This is a genomic window from Streptomyces violaceorubidus (assembly GCF_000717995.1).
In the GTDB taxonomy this organism is placed as follows: domain Bacteria; phylum Actinomycetota; class Actinomycetes; order Streptomycetales; family Streptomycetaceae; genus Streptomyces; species Streptomyces violaceorubidus.
In genome coordinates this window covers 1-26470 of record NZ_JODM01000014.1, presented here as the reverse complement: position 1 = coordinate 26470, position 26470 = coordinate 1, and the positions used below count along the sequence as shown (strand labels likewise).

Annotated in this window: 27 protein-coding genes; 4 read left to right on the top strand and 23 right to left on the bottom strand. The window is 74.2% G+C overall.

All coding sequences use genetic code 11. The features are described from left to right. Window positions 1-74: 74 nt before the first annotated feature. Together IE94_RS0118120 and IE94_RS0118115 are read right to left on the bottom strand one after the other, a co-directional pair. Window positions 75-1655 carry a glycerol-3-phosphate dehydrogenase/oxidase gene (locus IE94_RS0118120; protein WP_030185316.1) on the bottom strand — a complete coding sequence of 527 codons (1581 nt, stop codon included), beginning with the start codon at window positions 1653-1655 and terminating at the stop codon, window positions 75-77. Beyond that, window positions 1652-2269 (bottom strand): TetR/AcrR family transcriptional regulator, encoded by a 618-nt coding sequence (locus IE94_RS0118115; RefSeq protein ID WP_030185315.1) that lies wholly within the window; start codon window positions 2267-2269, stop codon window positions 1652-1654. The genes IE94_RS0118120 and IE94_RS0118115 overlap by 4 nt, the downstream gene beginning before the upstream one ends. 70 nt (window positions 2270-2339) lie before the next feature. Between IE94_RS0118115 and IE94_RS0118110 the strand changes: the two genes are divergently transcribed. Next, window positions 2340-3938 carry an FAD-binding oxidoreductase gene (locus IE94_RS0118110; RefSeq protein ID WP_030185312.1) on the top strand — a complete coding sequence of 533 codons (1599 nt, stop codon included), beginning with the start codon at window positions 2340-2342 and terminating at the stop codon, window positions 3936-3938. Window positions 3939-4010: 72 nt separating this feature from the next. Continuing rightward, window positions 4011-4892: a diacylglycerol kinase family protein gene (locus IE94_RS0118105; protein ID WP_030185309.1), complete on the top strand. Its 882-nt coding sequence runs from the start codon at window positions 4011-4013 to the stop codon at window positions 4890-4892. A gap of 54 nt (window positions 4893-4946) precedes the next feature. On the opposite strand, the gene catB is transcribed toward IE94_RS0118105, so the two are convergent. The 21 genes from catB to IE94_RS0118000 form a co-directional block, all read right to left on the bottom strand. Further along, entirely contained in the window at window positions 4947-7226 is a 2280-nt protein-coding gene (gene catB, locus IE94_RS0118100) for a catalase CatB (RefSeq protein WP_030185304.1), read from the bottom strand. Between the two features lie 134 nt (window positions 7227-7360). After that, on the bottom strand, window positions 7361-7588 hold the full coding sequence (locus tag IE94_RS0118095; protein WP_030185301.1) for a hypothetical protein: 228 nt from the start codon (window positions 7586-7588) through the stop codon (window positions 7361-7363). Between the two features lie 214 nt (window positions 7589-7802). Beyond that, entirely contained in the window at window positions 7803-9698 is a 1896-nt protein-coding gene (locus IE94_RS0118090) for a DUF2264 domain-containing protein (protein ID WP_030185298.1), read from the bottom strand. Beyond that, window positions 9695-10675, bottom strand: a complete 981-nt coding sequence (locus IE94_RS0118085) for a hydroxyacid dehydrogenase (RefSeq protein ID WP_051777545.1) — start codon at window positions 10673-10675, stop codon at window positions 9695-9697. Before IE94_RS0118085 ends, IE94_RS0118090 begins: the two co-directional genes overlap by 4 nt. Window positions 10676-10728: 53 nt before the next feature. Continuing rightward, window positions 10729-11592, bottom strand: coding sequence for a carbohydrate ABC transporter permease (locus IE94_RS0118080; RefSeq protein WP_030185292.1), 864 nt, complete (start codon window positions 11590-11592; stop codon window positions 10729-10731). Then, window positions 11589-12575: a carbohydrate ABC transporter permease gene (locus tag IE94_RS0118075; RefSeq protein WP_030185290.1), complete on the bottom strand. Its 987-nt coding sequence runs from the start codon at window positions 12573-12575 to the stop codon at window positions 11589-11591. Before IE94_RS0118075 ends, IE94_RS0118080 begins: the two co-directional genes overlap by 4 nt. A gap of 25 nt (window positions 12576-12600) precedes the next feature. Beyond that, complete coding sequence (locus tag IE94_RS0118070; RefSeq protein ID WP_030185287.1) at window positions 12601-13932, bottom strand: ABC transporter substrate-binding protein; 1332 nt, start codon at window positions 13930-13932, stop codon at window positions 12601-12603. A 125-nt stretch (window positions 13933-14057) separates the two neighbouring features. Further along, window positions 14058-15161 (bottom strand): substrate-binding domain-containing protein, encoded by a 1104-nt coding sequence (locus IE94_RS0118065; protein WP_030185285.1) that lies wholly within the window; start codon window positions 15159-15161, stop codon window positions 14058-14060. A gap of 115 nt (window positions 15162-15276) precedes the next feature. Then, window positions 15277-15579: a gas vesicle protein K gene (locus IE94_RS0118060; RefSeq protein WP_030185284.1), complete on the bottom strand. Its 303-nt coding sequence runs from the start codon at window positions 15577-15579 to the stop codon at window positions 15277-15279. Further along, the gene (locus IE94_RS0118055) at window positions 15576-15824 is read right to left on the bottom strand and encodes a gas vesicle protein (RefSeq protein WP_209441074.1); all 249 of its coding nucleotides are present in this window, start codon (window positions 15822-15824) and stop codon (window positions 15576-15578) included. The genes IE94_RS0118060 and IE94_RS0118055 overlap by 4 nt, the downstream gene beginning before the upstream one ends. Beyond that, entirely contained in the window at window positions 15821-16693 is an 873-nt protein-coding gene (locus IE94_RS0118050) for a GvpL/GvpF family gas vesicle protein (protein ID WP_030185280.1), read from the bottom strand. Before IE94_RS0118050 ends, IE94_RS0118055 begins: the two co-directional genes overlap by 4 nt. Continuing rightward, complete coding sequence (locus IE94_RS0118045; protein WP_030185278.1) at window positions 16690-17034, bottom strand: gas vesicle protein; 345 nt, start codon at window positions 17032-17034, stop codon at window positions 16690-16692. The genes IE94_RS0118050 and IE94_RS0118045 overlap by 4 nt, the downstream gene beginning before the upstream one ends. A 21-nt stretch (window positions 17035-17055) precedes the next feature. Beyond that, window positions 17056-18033, bottom strand: a complete 978-nt coding sequence (locus IE94_RS0118040) for an SRPBCC family protein (RefSeq protein ID WP_030185275.1) — start codon at window positions 18031-18033, stop codon at window positions 17056-17058. Then, complete coding sequence (locus tag IE94_RS0118035) at window positions 18030-18623, bottom strand: hypothetical protein (RefSeq protein WP_030185274.1); 594 nt, start codon at window positions 18621-18623, stop codon at window positions 18030-18032. Before IE94_RS0118035 ends, IE94_RS0118040 begins: the two co-directional genes overlap by 4 nt. Continuing rightward, window positions 18620-18898 (bottom strand): gas vesicle protein GvpG, encoded by a 279-nt coding sequence (locus IE94_RS0118030; RefSeq protein ID WP_030185271.1) that lies wholly within the window; start codon window positions 18896-18898, stop codon window positions 18620-18622. The genes IE94_RS0118035 and IE94_RS0118030 overlap by 4 nt, the downstream gene beginning before the upstream one ends. 4 nt (window positions 18899-18902) lie before the next feature. Continuing rightward, complete coding sequence (locus tag IE94_RS0118025) at window positions 18903-19715, bottom strand: GvpL/GvpF family gas vesicle protein (RefSeq protein WP_030185268.1); 813 nt, start codon at window positions 19713-19715, stop codon at window positions 18903-18905. Further along, window positions 19712-20227, bottom strand: a complete 516-nt coding sequence (locus IE94_RS0118020; RefSeq protein ID WP_030185266.1) for a gas vesicle structural protein GvpA — start codon at window positions 20225-20227, stop codon at window positions 19712-19714. Before IE94_RS0118020 ends, IE94_RS0118025 begins: the two co-directional genes overlap by 4 nt. Before the next feature lie 36 nt (window positions 20228-20263). Continuing rightward, entirely contained in the window at window positions 20264-20581 is a 318-nt protein-coding gene (locus tag IE94_RS0118015; protein WP_030185264.1) for a gas vesicle protein GvpO, read from the bottom strand. A 42-nt stretch (window positions 20582-20623) separates the two neighbouring features. Then, window positions 20624-21277 carry a class I SAM-dependent methyltransferase gene (locus IE94_RS0118010; RefSeq protein ID WP_030185262.1) on the bottom strand — a complete coding sequence of 218 codons (654 nt, stop codon included), beginning with the start codon at window positions 21275-21277 and terminating at the stop codon, window positions 20624-20626. A gap of 107 nt (window positions 21278-21384) precedes the next feature. Then, the gene (locus tag IE94_RS0118005; protein WP_030185256.1) at window positions 21385-22185 is read right to left on the bottom strand and encodes an SDR family NAD(P)-dependent oxidoreductase; all 801 of its coding nucleotides are present in this window, start codon (window positions 22183-22185) and stop codon (window positions 21385-21387) included. A 201-nt stretch (window positions 22186-22386) separates the two neighbouring features. After that, window positions 22387-22971 (bottom strand): TetR/AcrR family transcriptional regulator, encoded by a 585-nt coding sequence (locus IE94_RS0118000; RefSeq protein ID WP_030185255.1) that lies wholly within the window; start codon window positions 22969-22971, stop codon window positions 22387-22389. Between the two features lie 113 nt (window positions 22972-23084). On the opposite strand from IE94_RS0118000, the gene IE94_RS0117995 reads away from it, so the two are divergent. Together IE94_RS0117995 and IE94_RS0117990 are read left to right on the top strand one after the other, a co-directional pair. Then, window positions 23085-24098 carry a zinc-binding dehydrogenase gene (locus IE94_RS0117995; protein WP_030185254.1) on the top strand — a complete coding sequence of 338 codons (1014 nt, stop codon included), beginning with the start codon at window positions 23085-23087 and terminating at the stop codon, window positions 24096-24098. A gap of 109 nt (window positions 24099-24207) precedes the next feature. Then, entirely contained in the window at window positions 24208-26292 is a 2085-nt protein-coding gene (locus tag IE94_RS0117990; RefSeq protein ID WP_078606519.1) for a DUF1996 domain-containing protein, read from the top strand. Window positions 26293-26470 lie beyond the last annotated feature (178 nt).

The following is a 26470-nucleotide window of genomic DNA, read 5'->3' as shown; positions in this document are numbered from 1 at the left end:
CGGCCCCTCCCGGCCACCTGCGGCGCATGCCGACTCCGCCCGGCAGAAGGCCGTCGGGCGGGCCCCGGCCGGTGTCAGCCCCGTTCCGCCGTGACCTCGCCGACGAGGTCGCGTACCGCGTCCAGGGCCGCCGCGCGGTCCTCGGGGACCAGGCCGATGCGGGTGCGCCGGTCGAGCAGGTCGGCCTCGTCGAGGGCGCCCTCGTGGCGCAGGGCCCACACCAGCTCCGCCCCGGTGACGGGGTGGTCCGGCAGTACGCGTGCGGCGAGCCGGGGGTCCCGGGCCGCGAGGGCCTGGACCGCCGGGGCCTCGGTGCCGTACCGCCGTACCAGGCGGCGCGGCGCCCGGACGCCGGTCAAGGCGTGCGGGGAGGCGGCGCCGACCAGGGGCAGCGCGGCCGTCGGGGACGGACCGGCGGCCAGGCCGCGGGCGGCGACGGCGGCGTCCACGGCGTCCTCGGCCATGCGCCGGTAGGTGGTGAGCTTGCCGCCGACCACGGTGATCACGCCCTCGGACGAGGTGAGCACGGCGTGCCGGCGCGAGACGTCGGCCGTGCGGGGCCCCGCACCGGGCCGGTGGGACGGGGCGGCGTCGAGCAGGGGGCGCAGACCCGCGAAGGCGCCGACCACGTCCGCCCGGTGGACCGGCGTCTCCAGCACCGACCCGAGCACGTCGAGCAGGAAGCCGACGTCCGTCTCGGGCACCTCCGGCACGTCCGGCACGTCCCCGTCCACCGGCTCGTCGGTGAGCCCGACGTAGACCCGGCCGTCGCCCTGGGGCAGGACGAGCACGAAGCGGTTGGTCTCGCCGGGGATCGGCACGTGCAGGCCGGCCGGGAGCGGGCCGAGCCGCTCGGAGCGCAGGACGAGGTGGGTGCCGCGCGAGGGGCGGATCCGGATGCCGTCCACCAGGCCGCCGGCCCACACCCCCGTGGCGTTGACCACCGCGCGGGCCCGTATCACGCCCTCCTCGCCGGTCGTCTCGTCGCGTACCCGGGCGCCGGACCCGGTCAGCTCCAGCGCCCTGAGGCGGGTCAGGATCCGCGCACCGCGGGCCGCCGCGGTCCGGGCCAGCGCCGTCACCAGCCGGGCGTCGTCGGTGAGCCGCCCGTCCCAGGAGAGCAGCCCGCCGCGCAGCCGGTCCGAGCGCAGCGCCGGGGCGAGGTGGCGGGTCTCCAGCGCGGACAGCCGGCGCGGCGCGGGCAGCGTGGCCCGTGCGGTGCGCGCCGCCAGCCGCAAGGTGTCCCCGGCCCGGAACCCGGCCCACGCCAGCGCGCCCTGGCCGCGGGAGACCAGCGGGGTGAGCGGCAGGACGAACGGCTGGGCGCGCACCAGGTGGGGCGCCGTGCGCTCCATCAGCACCCCGCGCTCCACCGCGCTCTCGTGCGCGACGTCGAGCTGGCCGGTGGCGAGGTAGCGCAGGCCGCCGTGGATGAGCTTGGAGCTCCAGCGGGAGGTGCCGAAGGCCAGGTCGTGGGCGTCCACGGCGACGACGCTCAGGCCCCGGGCCGCGGCGTCCAGCGCGGCACCGGCACCGGTCGCGCCGAGACCGACGACCAGGACGTCCACCTCGGGGCCGCCGACGGTGTCGGCCGCCTCGCGCGAGCGCCGGGCGGCGGACAGGGAGGCCCCGGCGGCGGGGCTGACGGGGGTCATGGCGTGAGGGTCCTCTCCAGGATGGTGCGCAGCTCGGCGAGGAGGGCCGCGGGGGTCAGCTCGCCGTCGCCCTCGTCGGTCATGGTCCGCAGCGACAGGGCGAAGGACTGCACCACCAGCAGCACCGACCGGGCCTGCCGTCCGGTGTGCGTCCGGCGGACCGACCCGTCGGCGTGGCCCTCCTCCAGCGCGTCGGCCAGCAGCCCCAGCAGGGCCTCCTGGCTCGCCCCGCGCCGGTCGAGGACGTAGGGCAGGAGCAGCTCCGGATCGACGTCGACGATCTTGCGGAAGAGAGGGTGGTCGCGGAAGGCCGCCACCCCGGCCACCAGACCCTCGACGACGCGCGAGCGGGTGTCGGCGTCCTCGGCCGGGCCGGGGATCGCCCCGGTGGCCACCGCGATCCACTCCCGGGTCATCAGGTCGCCGACCAGGGACCGCACGTCCGGCCAGCGCCGGTACAGCGTCATCCGGGAGACGCCGGCGCGGCGGGCGACGTCGGTCATCGTCGTGCGCCGCACCCCGACGGCCAGCACGCAGTCGCGCACGGCGTCCAGCACCGCGTCGTTGTCCGAGGGGGCCTGCCTGCTCGCATGGTTGTGACGGTTGGGCGTCATGTGTAACAGTGTAACGCCCAGGGGGCGGTGCGTACGGCATCCCTCGAAGCGACCGTGAGGACGACAGGCAATGGACATGCTGTTCAACGGCTGGGGCGACCCGGCCAGGGCGACGCCGCTGCCCGACACGGTGGCCGGGCTGCTGCGCGACCTGCTCGGCGTCACCCCCCGCGACGCCGCCCCCCTTCCGCTGGCGGAGATCGACGTCCCCGTCTCGACGCTGACCCCGGACGCCCGCCGCGCGCTGGAGGCGGCCGTCGGCGACCGGGCGCGCGACGTGCGCACGGACGCGGAGAGCCGCATCCGGCACACCCGCGGCAAGTCCACCCCCGACCTGCTGCGGATGCGGACCGGTGACGTCACCGACACCCCGGCCGCCGTCGTCCTGCCCGACGGCCACGACGAGGTGCTCGCCGTGCTGGCCGCCTGCGCCGAACACCGGCTGGCGCTCGTCCCCTTCGGCGGCGGCACCTCCGTCGTCGGCGGACTCGCCCCCGGTCGGGCGGGCGCGTTCGTCGCCCTCGACCTGCGCCGCATGAACCGCCTGCTCGACCTCGACGAGGTCTCCCGCACCGCGACCCTCCAGCCCGGCCTGCGCGCCCCCGAGGCCGAGGCGCTGCTCGCCGAGCACGGATACACCCTCGGCCACTTCCCCCAGTCCTACGAGTGGGCCACCATCGGCGGCTTCGCCGCGACCCGCTCCAGCGGGCAGGCCTCCGCCGGGTACGGCCGCTTCGACGAGATGGTCCTCGGCCTCACCCTCGCCACCCCCGAGGGCACCCTCGAGACGGGCCGCGCCCCGCGCTCGGCGGCCGGACCCGACCTGCGCCAGCTCGTCCTCGGCTCGGAGGGCGCGTTCGGCGTCATCTCCTCCGTCACCGTGCGGGTGCGCCCCGTACCGGAGGTCCGCCGCTACGAGGGCTGGCGCTTCGCCTCCTTCGACGAGGGCGCCGCCGCCCTGCGCCGACTCGCCCAGGACGGCCCGCGCCCCACGGTGCTGCGGCTGTCCGACGAGACCGAGACCCTCGTCGGCCTTGCCCAGCCCGACGCCGTCGGCGCCTCCCTGGAGCGGCAGGACGCCGGCTGCCTGGCTATCGTCGGCTTCGAGGGCACCGAGGAGGACACCGCGCACCGCCGCGAGGGCGCCGCCGCCGTACTGCGCGCGAACGGCGGCACCTTCGCCGGACAGGAGCCGGGGGAGCGCTGGGCCCACGGCCGCTACTCGGCGCCGTACCTGCGCGACTGCCTGCTCGACGCCGGCGCGCTCGCCGAGACCCTGGAGACCGCCGCCCGCTGGTCCCGCCTCCCCGCCCTCTACGCCGCCGTCCGCGAGGCGCTCACCGGCACCCTCACCGAGGCCGGCACCCCGCCCCTGGTGATGTGCCACATCTCGCACCTCTACGAGAACGGCGCCTCCCTGTACTTCACGGTCGTCTCCGCCCAGGGCGAGGACGCCGTGGCCCACTGGACACGGGCCAAGCACGCCGCCAACGACGCCATCCTCGCCGCGGGCGGCACCATCACCCACCACCACGCGGTGGGCACCGACCACCGCGACTGGTACGTCCGCGAGGCCGGGCCCCTCGGTGTCCGGGCCCTGCGCGCCGTCAAGCGGAGCCTGGACCCCGCCGGACTGCTCAGCCCGGGCGTCCTGCTGCCCGCGGACTGACCCCGCCGCACGGCGCTCTCCCCACCCCGTGAGACAACTGTCCGGCACCACCGTCAGCCCGGAGGCACATCGATGCGACAGTTCACCGCCGTCGTCAACCCCACCGCGGGCGGCGCCACCTCGGCCGCCGCGCTCCTCGGGGTGGCCCGCCTGCTGCGGGAGGCGGGGGCCGGGCTGGAGACCGAGTACAGCCACAGCCTCGCGCACGCCCGCGAACTCGCCCGCCAGGCGGGGGAGCGGGGACGGGTGGTGCTCGCCGTCGGCGGCGACGGCATGGCCGGCTCGATCGGCGGCGCCCTCAGCGGCACCGGCACCGTGCTCGGGCTCGTCCCGGCCGGACGCGGCAACGACTTCGCGCGGGCACTGAAGCTGCCCGCGCAAGCGGCCGAGCTGGCCGAGGTGCTGCTGCGCGCCGAGCCCCGCCCCGTCGACACCGTCGAGGTCACCTCCGCCGTGCACGAGCGCACCGTCGTCCTCGGCAGCGTCTACGCCGGGGTCGACGCGCTCGCCAACCGGCACGCCAACCACGCGCGGCTGCTGCGCGGCGCCGCCTCCTACTACGTGGGGGCGGTGCGGGCCGTGGCGGGCTGGCGTGCGGCGGGCTACCGGGTCACGGTCGACGGCGAGGAGCACGCCTTCAGCGGCTACACGGTGGTGGCCGCCAACTCCGGCTACTACGGCTTCAACCGCCTCATCGCCCCCTCGGCCCGCGTGGACGACGGCCTGCTGGACGTGGTCATGATCCATCAGGCTCCGCGGCGGCTGTTCTTCGCCCTGATGAACGAACTCTCGACCGGCGCCCACGTCCACCGGCCCCAGGTACGCGTGCTGCGCGGCCGGGAGGTCCGCATCGAGGCGGACCGGGCGATACCCTACGGCGCCGACGGCGAGGTCGAGGCCGTCGTGCCCGTCACCGCCAGAGTGCTGCCCGGCGCGCTGCGCGTCCTGTGCTGAACGCACCGCGGGACCGGACGCCCGCCCCGGCGCCCGGCCCCGCGGTCCGCCGGATCAGCCCCGCGGCGTGGTGAAGCGTTCCCACACCCGGTGCGAGCCCATCAGCTCCGTCACCCGCTCCAGGGCCGCGGTGCCGGAGTCGGCGACGATCACCCCCGGCGCGTCGGCGGGTACTCCCGACGCCTCCAGCGCCGGCTCGCCGCCCGCCCAGACACCGATCGCCTTGCCGTGCCGGTAGGCCTCCGACAGCAGCAGGCTCACCCGCGGGTCGATCGTCCCCGGCCCGGCGGGCGCAGGACCGGCCTTGTAGTCGCGCGGGGTGTAGGCGTCGCCGCCCATGTCGGGCGTCCCCGCGATCAGCACCGCGTCGAACTCGACCGACCGCGCGGTGACATAGCTGCGCTGCACGGTCAGCGCCGCGTCGCCGGAGCCGAGGGTGCCGCCGGTCGGCGCCACGACCAGCGGCACCATCCCGGCGTTCAGCACCGCCTCCCGCACCGCGCCCACGCCCTCCAGGTCGGCCCCGCCGGTCACGATGCCGACGACCCTGCCGTCCAGCGGCCAGGTACCGCCCACCTGGGACAGCGCCGGGCTCGGCTCGACGTCGGCCAGCGGCACCGTCGGCCCCGGCGCGGGCAGACCGAGGCCCTCGGCCACGCCCGCGCACAGCTCGGGGTCGATGTTGGCCAGCACCTGGAGCGTCCGCTCCCGGATCGCCTGCTCGTAGCACTTGCCCAGCTCGAAGGTGTAGGCGCCGATGATGTGCTCGCGCTCGACCGGACTCATGCTCAGCCAGAACCGCCGCGGCTGGCTGAAGTGGTCGGCGAACGACTCCGGCGCCTCGCGGACCTTCCTGCCCTGCGGCACCCGCACCGGAGCCTCGATGAACGCGTTCGTGTCCGCGCCCGCGGTGAACGGGCAGCCGCCGTCCAGGGAGTTGGGCCGGTAGGGCGCCACCCCCCGGTGCACGGCGTTCTGGTGCATGCCGTCGCGCAGCATGTCGTTGACCGGCGCCTGCGGCCGGTTGATCGGCAGCTGGGGGAAGTTGGGGCCGCCCAGACGCGTGATCTGCGTGTCCAGATAGGAGAACAGCCGCCCCGCGAGCAGCGGATCGTCGGTGACGTCGATCCCGGGCACCAGGTGGCCGACGTGGAAGGCGACCTGCTCGGTCTCGGCGAAGAAGTTGGACGGGTTGCGGTTCAGGGTCAGCAGCCCGACCGGCTGCACCGGCGCCAACTCCTCGGGCACGAGGTTGGTCGGGTCCAGCAGGTCGATGCCCTCGAAGGTCTGCTCCGGGTTGTCGGGGAAGGTCTGGATGCCCAGCTCCCACTGCGGGTACGCGCCCGCCTCGATGGCGTCGGCGAGGTCCCGGCGGTGGAAGTCCGGGTCGACGCCGTTGATGATCTGCGCCTCGTCCCAGACCAGCGAGTGCACGCCCAGCTTGGGCTTCCAGTGGAACTTCACCAGCGTCGTGGCGCCCTGGGCGTTGACCAGCCGGAAGGTGTGGACGCCGAAGCCCTCCATCATCCGGTAGGAGCGCGGGATGCCCCGGTCGCCCATGAAGAAGAGGGTGTGGTGGGTCGCCTCGGTGTGCAGCGAGACGAAGTCCCAGAAGGTGTCGTGCGCGCTCTGCGCCTGCGGGATCTCCCGGTCGGGGTGCGGCTTCGCGGCGTGCACGACGTCCGGGAACTTGATGGCGTCCTGGATGAAGAAGACCGGGATGTTGTTGCCGACCAGGTCGAAGACGCCCTCACTGGTGTAGAACTTCGTCGCGAACCCGCGGGTGTCCCGCACGGTGTCCGAGGACCCCCGGGAGCCCACCACCGTGGAGAAGCGGGTGAACACCGGTGTCTCCACGTCCGCGGCCAGGAAACCGGCCTTGGTCACCGAGGCCGCCGTGCCGTAGCTCTGGAACACCCCGTGGGCGCCGGCGCCCCGGGCGTGCACCACGCGCTCCGGGATGCGCTCGTGGTCGAAGTGCATCACCTTCTCGCGCAGATGGTGGTCCTGGAGCAGCACGGGACCGCGCGGCCCGGCCTTCAGCGAGTGGTCGGTGTCGTACAGCCGCGTTCCCTGAGCGTCCGTCAGGTAGCTGCCGGACTGTGCCACCCGTGCCTGGTCGGCGCCCGTGGGCTGACCGGTCGGCGACACGGTGTCCGGGCCGCTCTGGTCAGGCTTGGGGGGCAGCGGCTCACGGGGCTCGGTGGGTTCGGCGACGGGGGGCGACTGGGGGCCGGGCCGACCCGGAATGCCGTCCGGCGGACCGCCGGCCTCGCCGTGCAGGCCCTCGGTCACCTTGTGGACTGCTCGCTTGAGGGGATTGGCCTCGCTCATCGGCCTTTCTCCGTTCTGGGCGGGCCGCTGCACGCGCCCGGTCGTGTTCGAGTAGCGACTGCCGTGGTGGGCCGTGACCGCGTACCCAGTGTTCGGCACTCAAGGCATGGGCGCGCGCGACGGAGGCGGTCGGCTCAGGTGACGGCCTGTCCGTCGTGGACGCCGCCCTGGCAGAGCGTCGTGAAGGCGCCGCTCCCGTCGCCGTCCGCCGAGATGACGATCACTCCGCCGCCCTCGACGCACTCGGTCGCCGTCACCTCGCTCGGAAGGACCGGGGCGCGCGGCACCGAGGCCCGCGCTCCGGTGGCGCACAGGACCGAAAGGGCCAGGGCCGCGATCACGGTGCACGACGACTTGCGCATGGGGACGGCTCCTTCTCACCGGTGCCGTCCCAGCCTCACCGGCCCGGGCGCGGCTCGCCACCGGGGTGGCGCGCCCGGGGGAGGAGGCACGCGGAGGGCGCGTGCGGGAGGGCGCAGGTGGGAGAGCGCGTGCGGGAGGGTGCGTGCGGGAGGGCGCGTGCGGGAGGACTCCGACCGCGGACGCGGGTCGGAGCCCTCGAAGCGCCGTACGGGTCTACGCCTGCGTGTGGGTCACCCCCACCGGATCGAACGACACCCGGGTGCGGGCGCCGTCGGCCGACCAGACCACCTCCACGCCGTCCTCGGCCGGCACCACCTCCGCCACGGCGTCGGCAGCCGGAACGCTCACCGGTTCACCGGTCAGCGCGGCCAGGCTGACGTGCACGGAGGTGCCGCCCGCCGGGCCGGACAGCCGGGGCAGCTCCGCCCACGGCACATACGCGGTGCCCTGCGGGGCACGCACGGTCTCCGCCTCCGGCTCCCAGCCGTACAGGCCGTGCAGTACCGAGTTCAGGGGCTCCTCGGGACCGGTGGCCCAGCCGGTGTGGGTGACCCGCGCCCCGGGCGGCGCCCCGAGGACCCGGTGCACCCGCAGCTCGTACGGCCCCCGGGCCACCGTCACGCTCTCCACCCGCAGCCCCGGCACCATCGGTGGCCCGGCCACGAAGACGGGCCGGTGCCAGGACGCGGCCCAGCCCCATCCGTCGCCCTGCCCCGCCCCCAGCGGACGGACCCGGCGCCGCACACTGGACCGGCCGCCCACCTCGACCGACAGGTGGTTGTCCGCCGCGTTGTCCCCGGCCGTGGGACCCGTCCGGGTCGAATAGGCCTGTCGGCCGTAGTGCGGGTCGTCCTCGGCGGCCGACTCGCCCTCGTGCGGCCGGACGTGGTCGCTGCCGTGGTTGTGCAGCCGCACGATCCCGTCGCCGCGGGTCGCCTGCACCAGCAGTCCCGGCGCGGGCAGGGCCAGGACGCGGTCCGCCTCCTCCACCGGCGCGGGCTCCTCCGGCGCGGTCCACAGCGGGTGGTCCGCCGGGGCGAGGAGCGACACGAACGCCTTGGACGCCCAGTACGGGGAGGCCGGGCCGGAGTACGGCTGCAGGGTCGCCTCGTGCGGGCCGTACCAGCCCAGGCTCAGCACCCCCTCGTCCGTCAGCGCCCCGCGGTCCACGAAGTACCGCAGACTGCCGCTGACCAGTCGCCGCGAGGCACCCGGCGTCAGCGGGGTGTGACCGGTCAGCGCTCCCAGGCCCACGGCCGCCGACGCGGCGAAACGGTAGGTGAGCGAGCGGCCGAAGTGCAGCGGCGCCCCGTCGGAGCCGAACATCAGGGCGAAGCCGTCCAGGTGGGCGCGCAGCCGCTCCCCGTACCGGCCGCGTGCGTCGGTGTCGCCGCCGAGGTGGGCGTCGAGCACCGGGTACAGGTGCAGCGCCCAGCCGTTGTAGTGGTCGAAGGCGCGTCCGTCGCCGTCGGCGTACCAGCCCCCGCCCCGGTACCAGCCCTCCATCAGCTCCAGCGCGCGGGCCCTGGCGGCGGCGGTCTCGGCGTCGCCGCGGCCGACCGACTCCAGGAACCCGGCGACCGTGTAGGGGAACAGGTACCAGTTGTTGGGGGCCGGGACATGCCGCAGCGCCCCGCGCAGCCATTCCTCCACCCGGTCCTGCACCCCGGAGTCCAGGTGCTTCCACAGCCAGGGCGCGGTCAGCCGCAGCCCCAGCGCCACCGAGGCCGACTCGACCATGGGCTGGCCCTGCACATCGTGGTCGAGGATCAGCGGCCAGGACTCGGTGTCCTCGCGGCCCGGAGTGCGGGTGCCGGAGGCGAGGCCCTCGGCGTAGCGGTCCAGCCAGCCGTGCGGATCCGCGCCGTCCGCGCCCGCGACGCGGAAGCCCGCCGCGAGAAAGGTCCGCGCGAAGCCCTCCAGACCGTCGGAGCGCACCCCCGAGCGCGAGGGCCGCCCCGGCAGGTCGAGCAGGGCGCGGCCCGGGGTGCTCCAGCGCCACGCGGACCACAGCAGCCCGTCCGCGACGGCCTCCCAGTGGGCCCGGGTGTAACCGGTGTACGGGCTCGACGCACGGTCCTCGGTGGGCAGTTCGAACGGGATGCTCATGCCAGGAACGCCAGCCTTTCGCGTCGTACGGGATGGAGGAAGCCGGAGCCGGACGCCCAGCGGGTCGTCTCGGCGAGGGCGAGGTCGGCCAGCCGGCGCCACTCGTTGCCCTCGGAACCGGCCAGGTGCGGGGTGATCAGGGCGTGCTGGCAGTCCCACAGCGGGTGGTCCGGCGGCAGCACCTCGGGGTCGGTGACGTCCAGCACGGCCCTGATCCGGCCCGCCGTCACGGCGTCGGTGAGCGCCTCCTGGTCGACGACCGCACCGCGGGAGGTGTTGATCAGCACCGCGTCGGCGGGCATCGCGTCGATCAGCGCACGGCTCACCAGACCACGGGTCGTGGGCAGCAGCGGGGTGTGCACGCTGACGGTGTCGCAGCGCGCGAACAGCTCCGGCAGCCCCACGCTCTCGACGCCCAGCGCGGCGGCCTCCGCGTCGGTGACGTACGGGTCGTGCAGCAGGACCTCCACGTCGTGCGGCCGCAGCAGTTCCACGACCCGGCGGCCGATCAGCGACGCCGACAGGATCCCCACCGTGCGGCGGTAGTTGCCCACTCCGCGCGAGGTGCGCAGCCAGTTGCCGCGGGTCCGGGACACCCGGAAGTCGCGGGCCCGCTCCAGCACCCGCTTGCCGGACAGCAGGATCATGCCGAGCGTGTACTCCGCCACGGGCAGCGCGTTGGCCGCGGCGGCCGAGGAGACCTCGACGCCCCGCTCCCAGCACGCGTCCGTGACGTGGCCGCGGACACTGCCCGCCGTGTGCACCACGGCCCGCAGCCCGGGCGCCGCCCGCAGCACCCGCGCGTCCAGGGGCGGACAGCCCCACCCGGTGATCAGCAGCTCCACGTCCGCCAGTACGGACGCGGCCCGCGCCGTGGTCAGGTCGTCGAGCACCGGGAACGGCGCGAGGTCGCAGACCCGGCGGAACGCGGCGAGCGACTGGGGGTCCAGGACGGCCGAGGCCGCGTCCGGGGACATGGCCACGGCGGCGCGGGGCCGGGACCCGCCGGGGGAGTCGGGGGCGTGCACGGTCACTTGACGGCTCCGGCGGTCAGGCCGCTGCGCCAGAAACGCTGGAGCAGCACGAAGGCGAGGATGAGCGGCAGTACGGCGAGCAGCGAGCCCATGATCACCACGGGGTAGTACTCGGGCGACACCGACGCCGAGCTGTTCCACTGGTACAGCCCGAGACTGACGGGATAGAGGTCCTGGTCGGACAGCATCACCATGGGCAGGAAGAAGTTGTTCCAGATCGCGGTCAGCTGGAAGAGGAAGACCGTGATCAGGCCGGGGCCGAGCATCCTGAGCGCCACCCGGGCGTACGTCACCAGCTCCCCGGCCCCGTCCACGCGCGCCGCCTCCAGCACCTCGTCGGGCACGTAGCCCCGCGCGAAGATCCGGCCGAGGTAGACGCCGAACGGATTGAAGAGCACCGGGACGAAGACCGCCCAGAAGGTGTTGACCAGGCCGGCCTCGGAGGCCATCAGGTACAGCGGCAGCGCGAGCACGGTCTGCGGCACCATGACCGCCGCCAGGACCAGGCCGAACAGCTTCTCCTTGTGCCGGAAGCGGTACTTGTCGAAGGCGTAGCCGCAGGCCACACTCACCAGCGCGCCGACCGCGGCGCCGATCACCGCGTACAGCAGGCTGTTGACGTACCAGCGGCCGTACAGCCCGCCGTCCATGGCGAAGACGTCCTTCAGGTTCTGGAGGAAGGAGAAGTCGCTCAGGGAGAGCAGGTCGCTGCTGAACAGCGCGTCCCGGTTCTTGGCCGAGGCGAGCACCAGCCACAGCACCGGCAGCAGCGTGTAGAGGACGGAGACGGCGACGACCACGTTGACGGTCGCCCGGCCCAGCATCTTCGGGCGGAGCAGGGAGCTGTCGGCGGCGCTCATCGGACCTCCTCGGAGTCGGCGCGGCTGGTGAAGCGGGTGACGCCGTACGACAGGGCGATGGTGCACACCAGCAGGACCACCGAGGCGGCCGCCGCGAGGCTGTAGTTGTTGCGCGTGAAGGCCGCGTCGTAGATGTACATGCTGGGCGAGAAGCGCGAGTTGATCATCGGGGAGGACTGGCTGAGCAGCATCGGCTCGGTGAACAGCTGGAGCGCCCAGATCAGGGTGAAGATCGAGACCATCACGATGGAGGCCCGCACCAGCGGCGTCTTGACCTGGAGCGCCGTGCGCACCGGCCCGGCGCCGTCGACGACGGACGCCTCGATCACCTCGCGCGGCACGGCCTGGAGCGCGGCGTAGAAGACCACCATGTTGTAGCCGAGGTTGCTCCACAGGGCGATGTTCACGATGGACGGGACCACCGTGTGCACGCCCAGGAAGTCGATCGTGATGTCGCCCTTCGCGAACAGCTCGATGACCGGACTGATGCCGGGCGTGTACAGGTACAGCCAGATCAGCGCCGCGATGATGCCGGGCACCGCGTGCGGCAGGAACAGGCCGAGCTGGGCGAAGGCGCGCAGCCGCACCACGCCGGAGTCGAGCAGCAGGGCGAGCGCGAGTGCGCCGAGGACCATCAGCGGGATGTAGATCAGGCAGTACAGGGCGACCGTGCCGAGGCCGCCGAGGAAGGTGGGGTCGGTGAGCACGGCCGCGTAGGAGCGCAGACCGACGAAGACCGTGCGTTCGGGGCCGAAGCCGAGGCCGGGCTGGTCGTCGCTGAAGAAGCTGAGGTAGACGGCGGTGCCGACGGGAATCAGGAAGACGGTGATCAGCAGGGCGAAGAACGGCGTCATGAGGACGCCGGCGGCGGTCAGTTGACGGCGCTTGGCCGCTCTGCGGGCCCGCAGCCCGGAGGCGGGGCCGTCCGGGGCGGTGGCGCGCGAGGCGCCGGTCGCCACCCGTGCGGGGGTCGTCGTGGTCATGGGGTGTCACCTGCCTTTCGTCGGCTCAGGTGCTGCGCTGGGTGGTGGACAGGCCGAGGGCCTTGAGATCGGGCATGGTGCCCTCCTGCGCGGTGCGCAGCGACTCGACGAGACTGCCCTGGCCGCCGCCGACGCGGGCGAAGGAGTCCTGCATGACCTTCTGGGTGGCGCTCATCCGCGGGCCCCACAGCCACTGGTCGCCGATCTTCGCGGCCTCCCGCTCGAACAGGGAGTAGATGTCCTGACCGCCGTAGTACGAGCGGTCGAAGGCGTCGCGGCCCACGGAGACCAGTCCCGGCGCCGCCGGGTACTGGCTGCTGGTGCCGCTGGAGAGGCGGGCGCGCAGCGCGTCGGGGTGGGAGACCTGCCACTCGATGAACTCCATCGCGGCCTCCGGGTGCTGGCTGTCCTTGGTGACCGCGAAGGTCGAGCCGCCGTGGGTGCCGGCCGAGGGGCTCGCCGGGTCCCACTGCGGCAGCGGCGCGATCCGCCACTGGCCCTTCTGCCCGGGTCGCGCGTTCATCTGGGCGCCGGCGTCCCAGGCGCCGCTGAGCCGGGTGAGGACCAGCCCGTTGCCGATCTGCGCGTCGGACTGCCTGCTCTCGACGGCGTTCACGAAGACGTCGTCGCGGTCGATCAGCCCCTGCCAGTACTCGGCGACCCGCCGGGAGGGCGCGTCGGCGAGGGAGACGTTCCAGGCGCCCTCGGAGGTGTCGAACCACCGGGCGCCCGCCTGCCAGGCGTAGCAGGCGAACTGGGTCATCCCGTCGGTGGGGAAGAGCACCAGCCGGCGGTCGGGTGCCTTGCGGCGCACGGTCGCGGCCTGCTCGGCGAACTCCTCCCAGGTGCGGGCGACCTCCAGCCCGTAGCGGTCGAACAGGTCGGCGCGGTAGTGCATCACCATGGGCTCGACGTCCAGCGGCACGGCGAACACCCTGCGTTCGAACGTGGTCAGGCCGAGCGCCTGCGGCAGCAGCTTGCGACGCAGACCGTCACTGACCAGGTCGGTGATGTCGCGGGCGACGCCGTCGATGGCGAACCCCGGCACCTGCGGATACTCCAGGGTGGCGACATCGGGCGCGTTCCCGGCCCGGGCGGCGTTGCTGAGCTTGGCGTATCCGCCCTGTCCGCCGGAGGGGATCTGCTGGAACTCCACCTGGACGGTGCGGTGCGTGCGGTTGAACGCGTCGACCACCTCCTGGCTGCCGCGCAGGGCGGACCAGAAGGTGATGCGGGTGGTGGTGCCCGTGCGGGCCGACGATGCTCCGTTCCCCCCGGTGCAGGCGCTCGCGGCTCCTGCCAGGGGTAGGGCGGTCATCGCGGCGAGCACGGAGCGACGGCTGGGTCGTCCGGGCATGGCGCCTCCGCGGCTCCTGCGGGTCCGCGCGGGTGCGGACACGACTCTTCGAGACACGGGAATCCTGAACGCCCCGACCCAAACGGTCAATAGATCGATCAGAAGAAAAAGAAACGCTCAAACGCTCATTCGCCGAGCGTTTCGCACGGCCGGTCGGTCGACCCGCGGACCATCAGCCGCGGCAGCAGCTCGACCCGCCGGCCCGGCCGGCTCCCGGGCGCCTCGGCCAGCCGCTGGAGCAGCAGCTCCGCCGCCGTGTGCCCCACCTCGGCCTTCGGCGGCGACACGGCCGTCAGCGGGGGCGAGGCGAGACCGGCCACCACGTCGTCGTACGCGACCACCGAGCAGTCCTCCGGCACCCGCACGCCCTCCTCCGCGAGCCGCTGGACGACCATCAGCGCGTCCACGTCGCCGTGCAGCACCATCGCGGTCGCACCGACCCCGCGCATCAGCGCGGCCGGTTCGGCGGTCTCGTCGGCGCCGTACGGCCCGTCGACCCCGGCCTCCGGCGCCACCAGCGCCCACGCCCACCGCTCCACCAGGGGATGCGCCCCGGCGATCTCGGTGAACGCGGCACGCAGCGCGCGTGCGGTGGGGCTGTCGTGCCGGGTGGCGAACACGATCCGCCGGTGCCCCAGCCCCACCAGGTGCTCCACCGCCAGATGCGCGCCGTACCAGTGGTCCGAGCACACCGAGTCCAGGGCGTGCAGCGCGCTGCCGCGCCACGGGCGGCGCTCCATCAGCACCGTCGGCACCCCGACCCCGGCCAGCCACTCGTGGTCGGCCTCCTCGTCGGCCCGCGCGCGCCACCGCGGCGCGATCAGCAGCCCGTCCGCGCCGTCCGCCAGCGCCCGCTCCACCAGCGGGCGTTCGGCGCCGGAGGCCTGCGGCGCGAGGTGCAGGGCCATGCGCACCCCCGCCCGTTCCAGGACCGTGCGGGCCCCGTGCAGGGTCTCGGTCAGGTACGAGTGCCGCACGGGAACCACCACGGCCACCCGGTCCCCGGCCGCCGGGACCGCCTCGGCGACGGTCTCCCGGGCCGGCAGCGTCGACCGCACGACCCCGTGGCCCCGGCTCAGCCGGCCCTCGCGCGTCAGCTCCTCGACGTCCCGGCGCACGGTGACCACCGAGACCTGCAACTCGTCGGCGAGGTCACGCACCCGCGCGGTACCGCGCGCCTGGACCGCCGCCAGTATCCGCTGGCGCCTGAGATCGACCGGCTCCCGCATCAGGTCTCCCCACCCGAGAATGTTCGTTTGAGCGATTCCGCGCCATCATAACGATCGCTCGTCCCGGGTGTCCGGGCCTTCCCGCACGCCCGGGGTGCCGCACCGTCGCCGTGCCCTACGGCTCCGGGTCCGCCAGCAGGGGGCCCAGCGGGCCCAGGTCGAGGTTCAGGTCGGAGCGGCTCAAGCCGTGCTGCGCGCACAGGTCGTCCATGCGCTCGTCGAGCAGCATGAGCGCCGTACCGAGCCGGTCCTCCTGCTCCGCGCTCAGCGTCCCCTCGTCGAAGCGGCGCACGGCCTGCCGCTCCATGAGCTGGCGCAGCAGCTCCACCACGGTCAGGACCAGCGCGGCGAGGTCGTTGGTGACCCGCTCGGGGTCAAGGTCGAGGGCATGGGCGGCACGGTCGCGGGGCGCGGTCACAGCGGCCCGCTGTCCGGCCAGGGAGCGGGCACCCGCTCGCTCACGGACGACAGCAGCGCGTGCAGGGAGATCCGCACCAGCGGTACGTCCGCGACGGCCAGGACCAGATCGCCGCTGACCACGACCCCGGTCGCCAGCACCCGGTCCAGCAGGTCGACCAGGGGCACCCCGACCGGTGCGTACGGCTCCGGACCGTCCCAGGGCACGGGAGCCGGGCCCGGGGTACGGGCGTCCGGGACGGTCATGAGGGGACCTCCTGGTCCGGGTCGGCCCGCGGGTCCTCGTCCCAGCGGGCGAAGGAGTACGGGATCCACGGGCCCGAGGCGTCCACCCGGACGGCCGGATACGCTCCGCCGGCGGTGAACCGGGCCAGGGCGGCGGTGAACTCGGCGCGCCGCGCGTCCGCCACCAGGTAGGCCGCGTTGAGCAGTTGCGGGGCCCGGCGGCCCGTCAGCCGCTCGCTCTGCGGGCGGTGCCGGGTCGCGGCCACCGCGTGGCGCCGCAGCGCCGCGTCGACGGCCTCCGCCTCGGCCAGCGCCTTCCCGTGCGCACCCCGCTGTTCGCGCCGCCGTGCGCTGACCCGGCTGAGGTAGACGCGACCACCGGAGCCGGAGCCGGAGCCGGAGCCGGAGCCGGAACCGGTGGCGGCGCCGGTGCCGCGGTCCCCGCTGGCCTCGGGCGCGGCCTCGGCGGCGTGCACCTTCACCGCCCACTCCGTACGGTCCCGGAGACGGTCCAGCAGCGTGTTCAGCACCGGCTGCCGGGCGGTCACCGCCCGCGCCGCGGTCAGGTCGCCGCGGTACAGCGTCGCCATCGGCAGCGGCACCACGGGGCCCCGCCCGGCCGCGGCCTCGACGCCCCGGTGATGGGCGCGGGCGCAGCGTTCGAGGTCCGCGGGCCGGTTGAGGCGTTCGGCCAGCGCCGACTCGTCGAACAGGGCCGCGGGGACGTCCTGCACGATCAGGCACAGGCCGCCCGCGCGCAGGACGCGCAGCGGACCGCCTTCCTCGTGCCCCCTGGCCGCCGCCAGACCGGCCGGGTCGGGCGGGGTGCGGGTGACGGCGAAGGCGCACACGAGGTCGATGGCCGCCGGTCCGGCGGTGGACGCGCTCACCGCACGGCTCCCGCCGTCTGGTCGGCGGCCCCTTCCAGGGCGTCGAGGCGCTCCCGCAACCGCGCGTTCTCCTCGGCGAGCGCGTCCCGCGCGGCCCGGGACGACAGCGCGGGATCGGTCTCCCACCAGTCGATGCCCGCCTTCTTGGCGGTGTCCACGGAGGCGATGAACAACCGCAGCCGGATCGTCAGCAGTTCGATGTCGAGAAGGTCGATCTTGATGTCGCCGGCGATGACGATGCCTTTGTCGAGGACGCGTTCGAGGAGGTCGGCGAGGCTTCCCGAAGGGGGCCCGTAGGGCTCTGCCTCCGGGCCCGGATACCGGTGGTCGAGGTCGGTCACCGCCTGCTCCCCGGGGCGGCGTCAGCGATGCGGGCGGGCGCGCCGGTCGTCCGCGTCGTCGTCTTCCTCGTCGTCCTCGTCCTCGGCGTCTTCCTCGTCCGCATACGGCTCCTCCTCGTCGTCGTACTCGCCTTCCTCGTCGTCCTCGTACCGGTCCTCGTCCTCGGCGTCATCCCCGTCCTCGGCGTCGTCCCCGTCCTCGGCGTCGTCGTAGTCGTCGGAGTCCTGGGAGTTCTCCTCCTCCAGCGCTTCCTCGTGGCTCATGACGACCTCGCCGTCGCGGATCTCGCCGCGCCAGCCCTCGACCTCCTCGCCGTCCGTCATGGTCACGTGCCGCGCGAAGTGCTTCAGGTCCAGTCGCAGTCGGCGTCCCTGGGCGCGCCAGAGGTTCCCGGTCTTCTCGAAGAAGCCCGCCGGGTAGTACTCCACGACCACGACGACCCGGGTCAGCCGGGGCGCCAACTCGTGGAAGGTGACCACTCCGTTGGTGCTCCCCTTGGCGCCCTCGGAGGTCCAGGCGATCCGCTGGTCCGGGATCTGCTCCTGGACGGTCGCCTTCCAACTGCGGGTCGAGAAGGCGATCTTGGCGGTCCAGTCCGAGCTCACCTCGTCGTGCGGGCTGACGCTCTGGACGCCCTTGGTGAAGCCGCTGAAGTCCTGGAGCTGGGTCCACTGGTCGTAGACGGTGCGCAGGGGGACGCCGATGTCGACGGTCTCCATGATGTGCGTCGCCTTGACGCTGCCGCCGCCGCCCTTCGAACCACCGCCACCGCCACCGCCACCGCCTCCCGCGGAACCGCCCCCTCCCGCGGATCCGCCGCCCCCCTCGGAACCTCCGCCGTCGGCGGAGTCGGTCAGACGGTCGGTCAGGGAGCCGATGCGGTCCCCCGCCCTGCCGACGAGCCCGTGGCCCGCGGCGGAGAGGTAGCCGCCCAGGGCGTCCTTGAGGTCGCCGAGGGGCGACGGTCCGCCGTCGCCCTGTTGCCGGTCGGGGGTCATCCGCGCCCACCTCCGCGCCTGCCGCCGGGGCCCGCCGGGCGCTTCGCCGGTACGGCCTTCTTGGCGGCCGCCTTCTTCGCCGGGGCCTTCTTCGCGGGGGACTTCTTGGCCGGTGGCCTCTTCGCGGCCTTCTCGGCCGTCCTGCGGGACGGCGCCGGCGCGGGCCGACGGTCCGCGGCCCGGTCCTCCTCGTCGAAGTAGGCGTCCTCGTCCGGGGTGTCCTCGTCCCAGGACTCGTCGTGGTCGTCGCGGTCGTCGCCGGCGTCGTCCCTCCGTCCCTCGCCGGTGAGCGCGTCGGTACGGTCGCGGAGGCTGTCCGCGAGGCCGGTGAGCCGACGGTTCGCCGCGGCGGTGACCGCCGCGCGTCCGGCGGTCAGCAGCTCGCCGCGCACCTGCTCGCTCAACTCCTGGAACTGCGGCGCCCGTTGCAGACTGCCCAGTCCCTGGCCGAGCACCTGGCCGGGGGAGAGGCCGACGCGACGGCCCACCAGGTAGGAGCCGACCGCGAAGGCGAGCTTGGCCTTCTTCGTGCGTCCGAGGAGGTATCCGCCCGCCACGGCGGCCGCCATGGTCGTCCTGCTGTCGTTCATACGTGTCGTCTCCGTGCTGGGTTCGTGGTGGCCGTAGGGCCGGTGGGCCGGGTCTGGCGTTCGAGGAGGGTGAGCAGACGGTCCTCCTCGCGTTCGAAGGCCGCCTCGTCGACGGTGCCCTCGTCCAGGGCTCGGTTGAGTGCGGCCAGCCGCGCCTGGACGGCGCGCGGGTCGTGTGCCTGGCGCCGGGCCTCCTGGAGCAGGTGGTCGGCGATCCACGCCGTACCGCGCACCGGAGCCAGGGGCAGCAGGAGGAGGCCGCTCACGATGCCCATGCGGTCACCGGCCGGCCGGTGACGCGGGACACGGGTCGACGAAGCTGTAGCAGGGCAGCGGCCCGGTCACGCTGAGGGCCAGCCGGTCCCCGCAGGTCCGGGCCAGGGCCGCCACCGCCTCCCGGAACCGCGTCTCGTCGGCCGAGCGCAGCAGGAACGACGTGCTGAGCACCTGCTCGTCGTCGGTCGTGCCTCCTGCCATGCGCACGGCGAGCGGGGCCAGCCGGTCGACGACCTCCCGGGCCGCGCGCCGGGCCTCGCGGCGCACACCGAGGGCGATCGCCTCACCCAGCCGGACGTTGGCCTCGTAGTCGGGCCGGCGCCGGGTCCGCAGGGCGAGGCCGCGCAGCCTGTCGTCCCGGCGGACCAGGTCGGCGAAGTGGCCGGGTACCACCGTGCCCTTGACGTTGAGCTCCACGCACCCGCGCACACCTTCCAGCTGCGTCGTCAAGTGCTGGCAGTCCGAACGCAGTTGGGAGAGCAGGGTGTCGGACCGCGGACTGAGCACCGCGAACCGCATGGGCAGCACCGGTCCCCGGGCCGCCAGTTCGGCCAGGACGGCCTGGTGGGCGAGCAGGTCACGGCGCCGGGGACGCAGCCGCGGGGGTGCGTCGGACACCGCGGCACACAGTCCCGACTCGGTCAGCAGCCGCACCGGGGCGCCGTCGACGCCGGGAGCGCGGGGCGCGCGGATCCCGGCGGGGGCGATGCCGTAGACGTACAGGGCTGCCTTCGGGGCGGGCGCCGGTGCGTCCGGGGAGACGGCGGTGTCGGCGGCGGTGTCGGCGGCGGTGTCGGTGGTGGCGGGCGCGGTCATCGGTCCTCCTCATCGGTGCGCCTGCGGGGGCGGGAACGGGGGCGGTCGTCCTCGTCGCGGGGGCGCGCGGCGGTCCGGCCGCGGGCTCGCTGCGGGCTCCTGCCGCGCTCCGCCCGTTCGCGGGGACGGGCTGTGGGCTCCGCCTCCGCCTCCGCTTCCTCCTCGTGCTCGGGCGTGAGGACGTCGCGCACCTTGTCGGTCAGGGAACGTGCCGTCCGCCTGGCGCCGGCCTTGCCCACGGTCTTGGCCACCGGGCTGCCGAACATCTCGGGCACGGTCTTGGACCGCACGTCGTGCTCCAGGTCCAGCCGGTTGCAGGCCTCGGCGAACCGGAGGTAGGTGTCGACGCTGGCGACCACGATGCGCGCGTCCACCTTGAGGATCTCGATGCCGACCAGGGAGACGCGCACGAAGACGTCGATCACCATGCCGCGGTCGAGGATGAGTTCGAGGACGTCGTAGAGGGTTCCGGCGCGGGGCGCGCAGACGACCTCGTCGTCGTAGGTGATCATGCGGGGGTCCTTCCGGGTGCGGGCCGCACGGCCCGCTCACTGGTCCTGGGCACCACGCCGGTAGCGTGCGATCCTGCGGTACTGGACCAGGTCGCCCGCCGGGTCCAACTCGACCTCGTAGGTGGCGAGCAGACTGGTGGTGTCGGGGATGCGTGCCACCTCCAGCACGTCCACGTGGACGCTCCAGCCGCCCTCCTCGCTCCGGCACACCGCGGAGACCCCTTCGAGGCGGTGCCGGATCAGCTCGGACAGGGCGTCGGCGGCGCGCCGGGCGGCGTCCCGGGCGTCGGGCACGCCACGCTCGCGCGTGGTCGTGGAAGTGCTGCGGCGCCGTCGCTCGCCAGGTTCGGTCATGTGCCCACTGTGACCGTGGGATCCGGATCCCCGCGTGCGCAGTTACCCCATCCGGGGCAGGCCCGAGCGCCGGCAGTGCAGGAAGAGGTGCGGCTCCGGATGGGCGTCCGGGTGGACCGGGGTGAACATCGACGCCTCCTGCGCCAGCACCTCCAGGCCGGACTCCTCGGCCAGGTCGATCAGGGCAGGGGCGGGGAAGCTGGTCACGCGCACGGGCTGACCCATGAAGGTGGCGTCGACGTCCTCCACGTCCAGCGGCACGGTGGCCAGGACCAGGTAGCCCCCCGGCCTCAGCAACCGCACCAGGTGCCGTACGAGGTCCGCCTGCTCCTCCCGGTCCAGCTGGAGCAGGGAGAAGTACACGCAGACGGCGTCGAACGAGGATTCCGCCAGCGGTACGTCGCGGATGTCGGCGCACCGGAAGGTGGCGGCCGGCACCTGCCGGGCGGCCAGCTCCACCATGACCGGGGAGATGTCGACGCCCAGCACGTCGTGCCCGGCGCCCGCGAGGGTCTCGGCGGTGGGCCGGCCCGTGCCGCTGCCCACGTCCAGCACCCGGCTGCCCGGCGCGAGCCGCTCCAGCAGCCAGTCCAGTGAGCGGCGGTGCGGCTTGGACGCGGCGAACGCCTTCTCGTACTCGACACCCAGGGCGTCGAACGCGGCGGCGGCCCGCGGGCGTTCCCGGTCGTCGGTCACGGTGGTCCCTCCGGTTCCGGTGCGGTGAGCCGGTGCCCGGGCATCGTTCCACCGGGAGCGAGCCGCCCACAAGGGGCCCTTCGGGCGACAGGTCCCCGCGGGACGTGCTAGCGGTCGCCCGTGTCCCGCGCGGTGCCCGGCTCGGCCATGCGGCGGTGGACGGCGGCCTTGACGCGGTCCGGCAGCACCTTGTCCGCCACCCCCTGGGCCTTGGTCTTCGCCGAGCCGGTGACCAGCTTTCCGCGGCCCTTCATGACGGCGTCGAACGCCTGCCGGGCGACCTGCGCGGGGTCGTCCTTCGCCATGGTGCCGACCTTGGTGCCCGCCATGCCGGCCCGCCGGAAGAAGTCGGTCTCGGTGGGCCCCGGCATGAAGGAGGTGACCGTGACACCGGTGTCCGCGACCTCCTCCTGGAGGGCCTGCGCGAAGGACTGCACGAACGACTTCGACGCGTTGTAGACCGACTGGAAGGAGCCCGGCATCGTCGCCGCGACCGACGACGTGAACATGAGGCGCCCGACCCCGCGCGCCACCATGTCCCGCAGCAGGGGCTTGGTGAGCCGCACGGTCGACGTCACGTTGAGGTCGATGACGGACTGGTCGTCCGCGAGGCCGGTGTCGACGAAGGCGCCGCCCCGCCCCACCCCGGCGTTCAGGGCCGCCACGTCCACCGCGAGCCCGGTCAGGGCGGCGACCAGCTGGTCCACGCCGTCGGGGGTCCGGAGGTCCGCGCGCACCGGCCGTACCGCCACGCCGGTCTCCCGCAGCCGTTCGGCGGCGTGCTCCAGCCGCTCGTCCTCGGCGTTGACCACGAGGTCGTAGCCGCGCTCCGCGAACAGCGCGGCGAGTTCGTACCCGATTCCACTGGACGCCCCGGTGACCAGGGCGAGCGGCCTGCTGCCGTCCATGGCTCCTCCGTCCTCGGCGCACCCGCGCCCCTGACGACCGCCGGGTTCCCCCGATCCCCGCCTTCACCTCACCGCCCGGGCGGTGCCGTCGCCCGGGCGGTGCCGTCGCCCGGGCGGTGCCGTCGCCCGGAAGGGGCCGCCGCCCGGAAGGGGCCGTCGTCCGGCACGGGTCGTCGTCCGGAACGGGGTCGGAGCGATCGCTCACCGGGGTCGGGCCCCGTCCAGCGCCAGGTCCACCAGCCCCCGCACGAGCACCTCGTCCAGCGGCGCCCCACTGAGCAGCACCCGCACGAACAGCGGACCGCTGACCGCCTCGATCAGCAGCCCGGGATCGGTGTCCGCGGCCAGCTCGCCCCGCTCGACGCCCCGCCGGACCATGAGCACGGCGCGGTCGAGACGCTCGCTCCAGTAGGGACCGCGCCGGTCCTCCAGGGCGTCGTCCTGTTCGACGCTCAGCCGCAGCAGCGCCCGGCCCTGCGCGGTGACGAGGAGCCGGGCCAGCGCGGAGAAGAAGGCCAGCAGGTCGTCGCGGACCCGCCCGGTGTCCGGGACCGGCAGCGTGGCGTCCAGCTCCGTGGTCAGCGCGTCCAGGATCAGGTTCTCGCGCGTCCCCCACCGCCGGTACACGGAGGTCTCGTGCACCCCGGCCGCGCGGGCCACGGCACCGACCGTCGCGCCCGCCAGGCCCTGGCTGGACAGCAGGTCCACCGCGGCGGCCAGTACGGCCCTGCGCATCCGCTCCCCGCGGCGGCGCAGGGGCGGGGCGACGGGTTCCGGTGAGCTCATCGGACCAGCGTAAAGCAAGTCTTCCTGCGTTGGGTGTACGGTTAACGCAAGTCGACCTGCGATGGACCGCTGAGGGCCGTCCAGGATCGCGACCGCACCGAGGAGGTCCCGTCATGGCGCAGATGCTCGCCGCCCGCCTGCACGTCCCGAGCCGCACCCTGCGGCTCGAAGAGGTGCCCCGCCCGCAGCCCGGCCCGGGGGAGGTGCTGGTCAAGGTGGAGGCGGCCGGTGTGTGCCTGTCCGACGTGCACCTCATCGACGGCACCCTCAGCCCCCTGCTGCTGCGCGGCGACACCGTCACCCTCGGCCACGAGGTCTCCGGCACCGTCGCCGAGACCGGGGCCGGTGTCACCGCCTGGTCGCCGGGGCAGCGGGTCGTGCTGCACGCCGGTGAGACGCGCGACGGCGTCACGTACACCCGCGGCGTCGACTACGACGGCGGCTGGGCCGAGTACGCCCTCTCCGCCGCCGACGCCATGACACCGCTGCCCGACACCATCCCCTTCGAGCAGGGCGCGATCATCCCGGACGCCGTGTCCACGCCCTGGGGCGCGATCACCGAGAGCGGCGCCGTCCGGCCCGCCGAGGCGGTCGGCGTGTGGGGCATCGGCGGCCTCGGCGTCCACGCCGTGCAACTGCTCCGGGCGATCGGTGCCTGCCCGGTCGTGGCCGTCGACCCGAGCCCCGTCGCCCGTGAACGCGCCCTGGCGGCCGGCGCCGACCTCGCCCTGGACTCCGCGGACCCCGAGCTGCGCGGGACCGTCCGCGCGGCGACCGGCGGCCTCGGACTCGCCGCCGCCTTCGACTTCGCCGGCGTGCCGCCCGTGCGGGAGCAGGCGGTCTCCGTCCTCGCACCCAAGGGGCGGCTGGTCCTGGTGGGCCTGACCGACAAGCCGCTCACCGTCACGGACGGGACCCGCTTCAGCTACCTCCAGCAGCGCATCCTCGGCCACTACGGCTCCGACATGCCGGTGGCCCTGCCTCAGCTCCTGCGGCTCATCCAGGGCGGCCGGCTGGACTTCTCCGGGTCCGCCAGCGGGGTGCTGCCGCTCGCCGAGGCCGCCGCTGCGGTCGCCCGGCTGGAGAAGAAGGAGGGCGACCCGATCCGGCTGGTGCTGCGCCCGTGACGTGAGGGAACGCTGGGAATTCCAGCGGCACTTGAACGCTCCGGTCCCCGGTTCCGTATGGAGCCGGGGGCCTTTCACGTCCGAGTCCGTCACGACACAGGAGCACGCCTTGGGACACAACAGGCGCAGACGCCCGACCGGGGCGCGGCGCGCGACCTTCGGAGCGGTCGCGCTGATACTGGGAGGCAGCGGCCTGGTGGCCGTGAACGTCTTCGCCTCCGCGACCGAGTCGGGCGACGCGGCCGTCCCCCTGGGCAGTTCCGGAGTGGCGGCCACCGTCGACTGCCCCGACCTGAGCGAACGGCTCACCGCCGTGCCCGAGCAGGCCCGGCCGGAGGTCGACACCCAACTCGCCCACCTCGACGAGCAGATCGCCGCCGCCTACCGCGCTCTCCAGGGCGCCGCGCGCACCGCGGACGACGGCACCCTCGACGAGGGCGCGATCCTCGACCCCCTGAAGAAGGAGCGCGCGGCGACCATCGAGCGCGTCGCCGCCGCCGTCGAGAAGGCCGGGGGCCGCCCCGAGGGCCTGGACACCCTGGCCGAATGCGCCCTGCGCCGCACCGAGATCACCTCGGCGGCGCCGGGGAGCGGCAGCCCGGACCAGCAGGTGCCGGGGCAGGCACCGGGTCAGGAGCAGCAAGGGGGGCAGAGCCAGGAGCAGGGGCAGCAGGACGGCCGGGGTGGAGAGCCCGGTGACGGTCAGCAGCAGCCCGGCAACGGCGGACAGGCGGGAAACGGCCCCGTGGCGGCGGACTACGTCGACATCGAGTCCGTCGAGCCCAACGTCGTGCGGGCGCCCCGGCAGAAGAAGGCCTCGACCGGTTCCTTCGCCACCAGCTGCGGCGTCAACGCCGAGGGCCTGTTCAACTCGGACAACCTGATCGCCGCCCCCGGGGTCAGCAACGGCGCCCACCACTTCCACGACTACGTCGGCAACCAGGCCAACAACGCCCTGGCCGGCGACGACGACCTGGCCGCCGGTGACACGAGCTGCGCCGACCAGGGCGACAAGTCCTCGTACTACTGGCCCGTGCTGCGGCTCCAGAACGGCACCGCCGAACAGGACGCCCAGTCACCGGGCGGCGGCATCGAGGGCAACGCGGGCGAGATCGTCACGCCGGCCGAGGTCACCCTCACGTTCGAGGGCAACGAGCGTGGCAAGGTCACGGAGATGCCGCGGCTGCTGCGGATCATCACCGGCGACGCCAAGGCGTTCGTGAACGGCGACATCAACGCGAACGCCTCCTGGAGCTGCACCGGTTTCGAGGACCGGCAGCTGAAGGACAAGTACCCGCTCTGCCCCGAGGACAGCGACGTGGTGCGCACCTTCACCTTCCAGAGCTGCTGGGACGGCCGCAACATCGACAGCGCCAACCACCGTACCCACATGGCCTTCGCCGCCGCCGACGGCAGCTGCCCGGAAGGGTTCCGGGCCGTCCCGCGACTGGTGCAGCGGGTGGTCTACGACGTGGCCGCGCCCAGCCTGGAGGACGGGGGCGGGACCGTTCCGCTGTTCGCCGTGGACTCCTTCCCCGAGCAGCTGCACAAGCCGGTCACCGACCACAGCGACTTCATCAACGTCTTCGACGAGGACCTGATGCGCGAGATGGCCGAGTGCATCAACTCCGGCCGTACGTGCGGCCCGGACACACCCCCGGGGTCCGAGCCGGGCGAGGGCGAGGAGCAGCCGGGCGGCGACGACGGCGGCCAGACCGCCGAGCCCCCGGCCGAACAGACCGCCACCGCCTCGGCACCCACGGACACCGGTCAGGACGGTCAGGCGGGCGGGAAGGACGACGGGAAGGACGGCGGAAAGGCGCCCGGCCAGAACGAGGAGCAGGACCAGGAGCAGGACCAGGAGCCGGACCGGGGGCGGACCGGCGGGGACGAGTCCGTACCCCCGGCCGACGACCAGGACGCCCGCGCGTCCGCGAGCGCCGCGCCCAGGGCCGCGACGCCGGCCGCCCGCACCCCGGACGGTGTGAGCGGCGCCGCGGCCGCCACCGGGGCGAGCCGGGACGCCGGCAGCGGTGGCGACGCCGACGGCACCGGGCCGGCGCCCGGGCCCCAGGCGCAGGGCGGGCTCGCCGAGACGGGATCCGGGCTGGGCCTGTGGCCCGCGGCGATCGGCGGGGTGCTCTTCGCCGGCGGGTGTGTGCTGCTGATCCGTTCCAGGCGGCGCGCGCTGTGACGAGTGCGGCTCCGGCTTGACGAGGTGTGGGCGCGGAACCTTCCCCGCCCACACCTCGCGTCGAACACGCCATCGCGGGGGGGGGGTGCCTCTATGTCTTTCGTCAAGCGAGCTGTGGGGTTCGGGGTTCGTAGAAGGTTCCGTCGCGGAGCATGGCGAACAGGACGCTGGTGCGGTG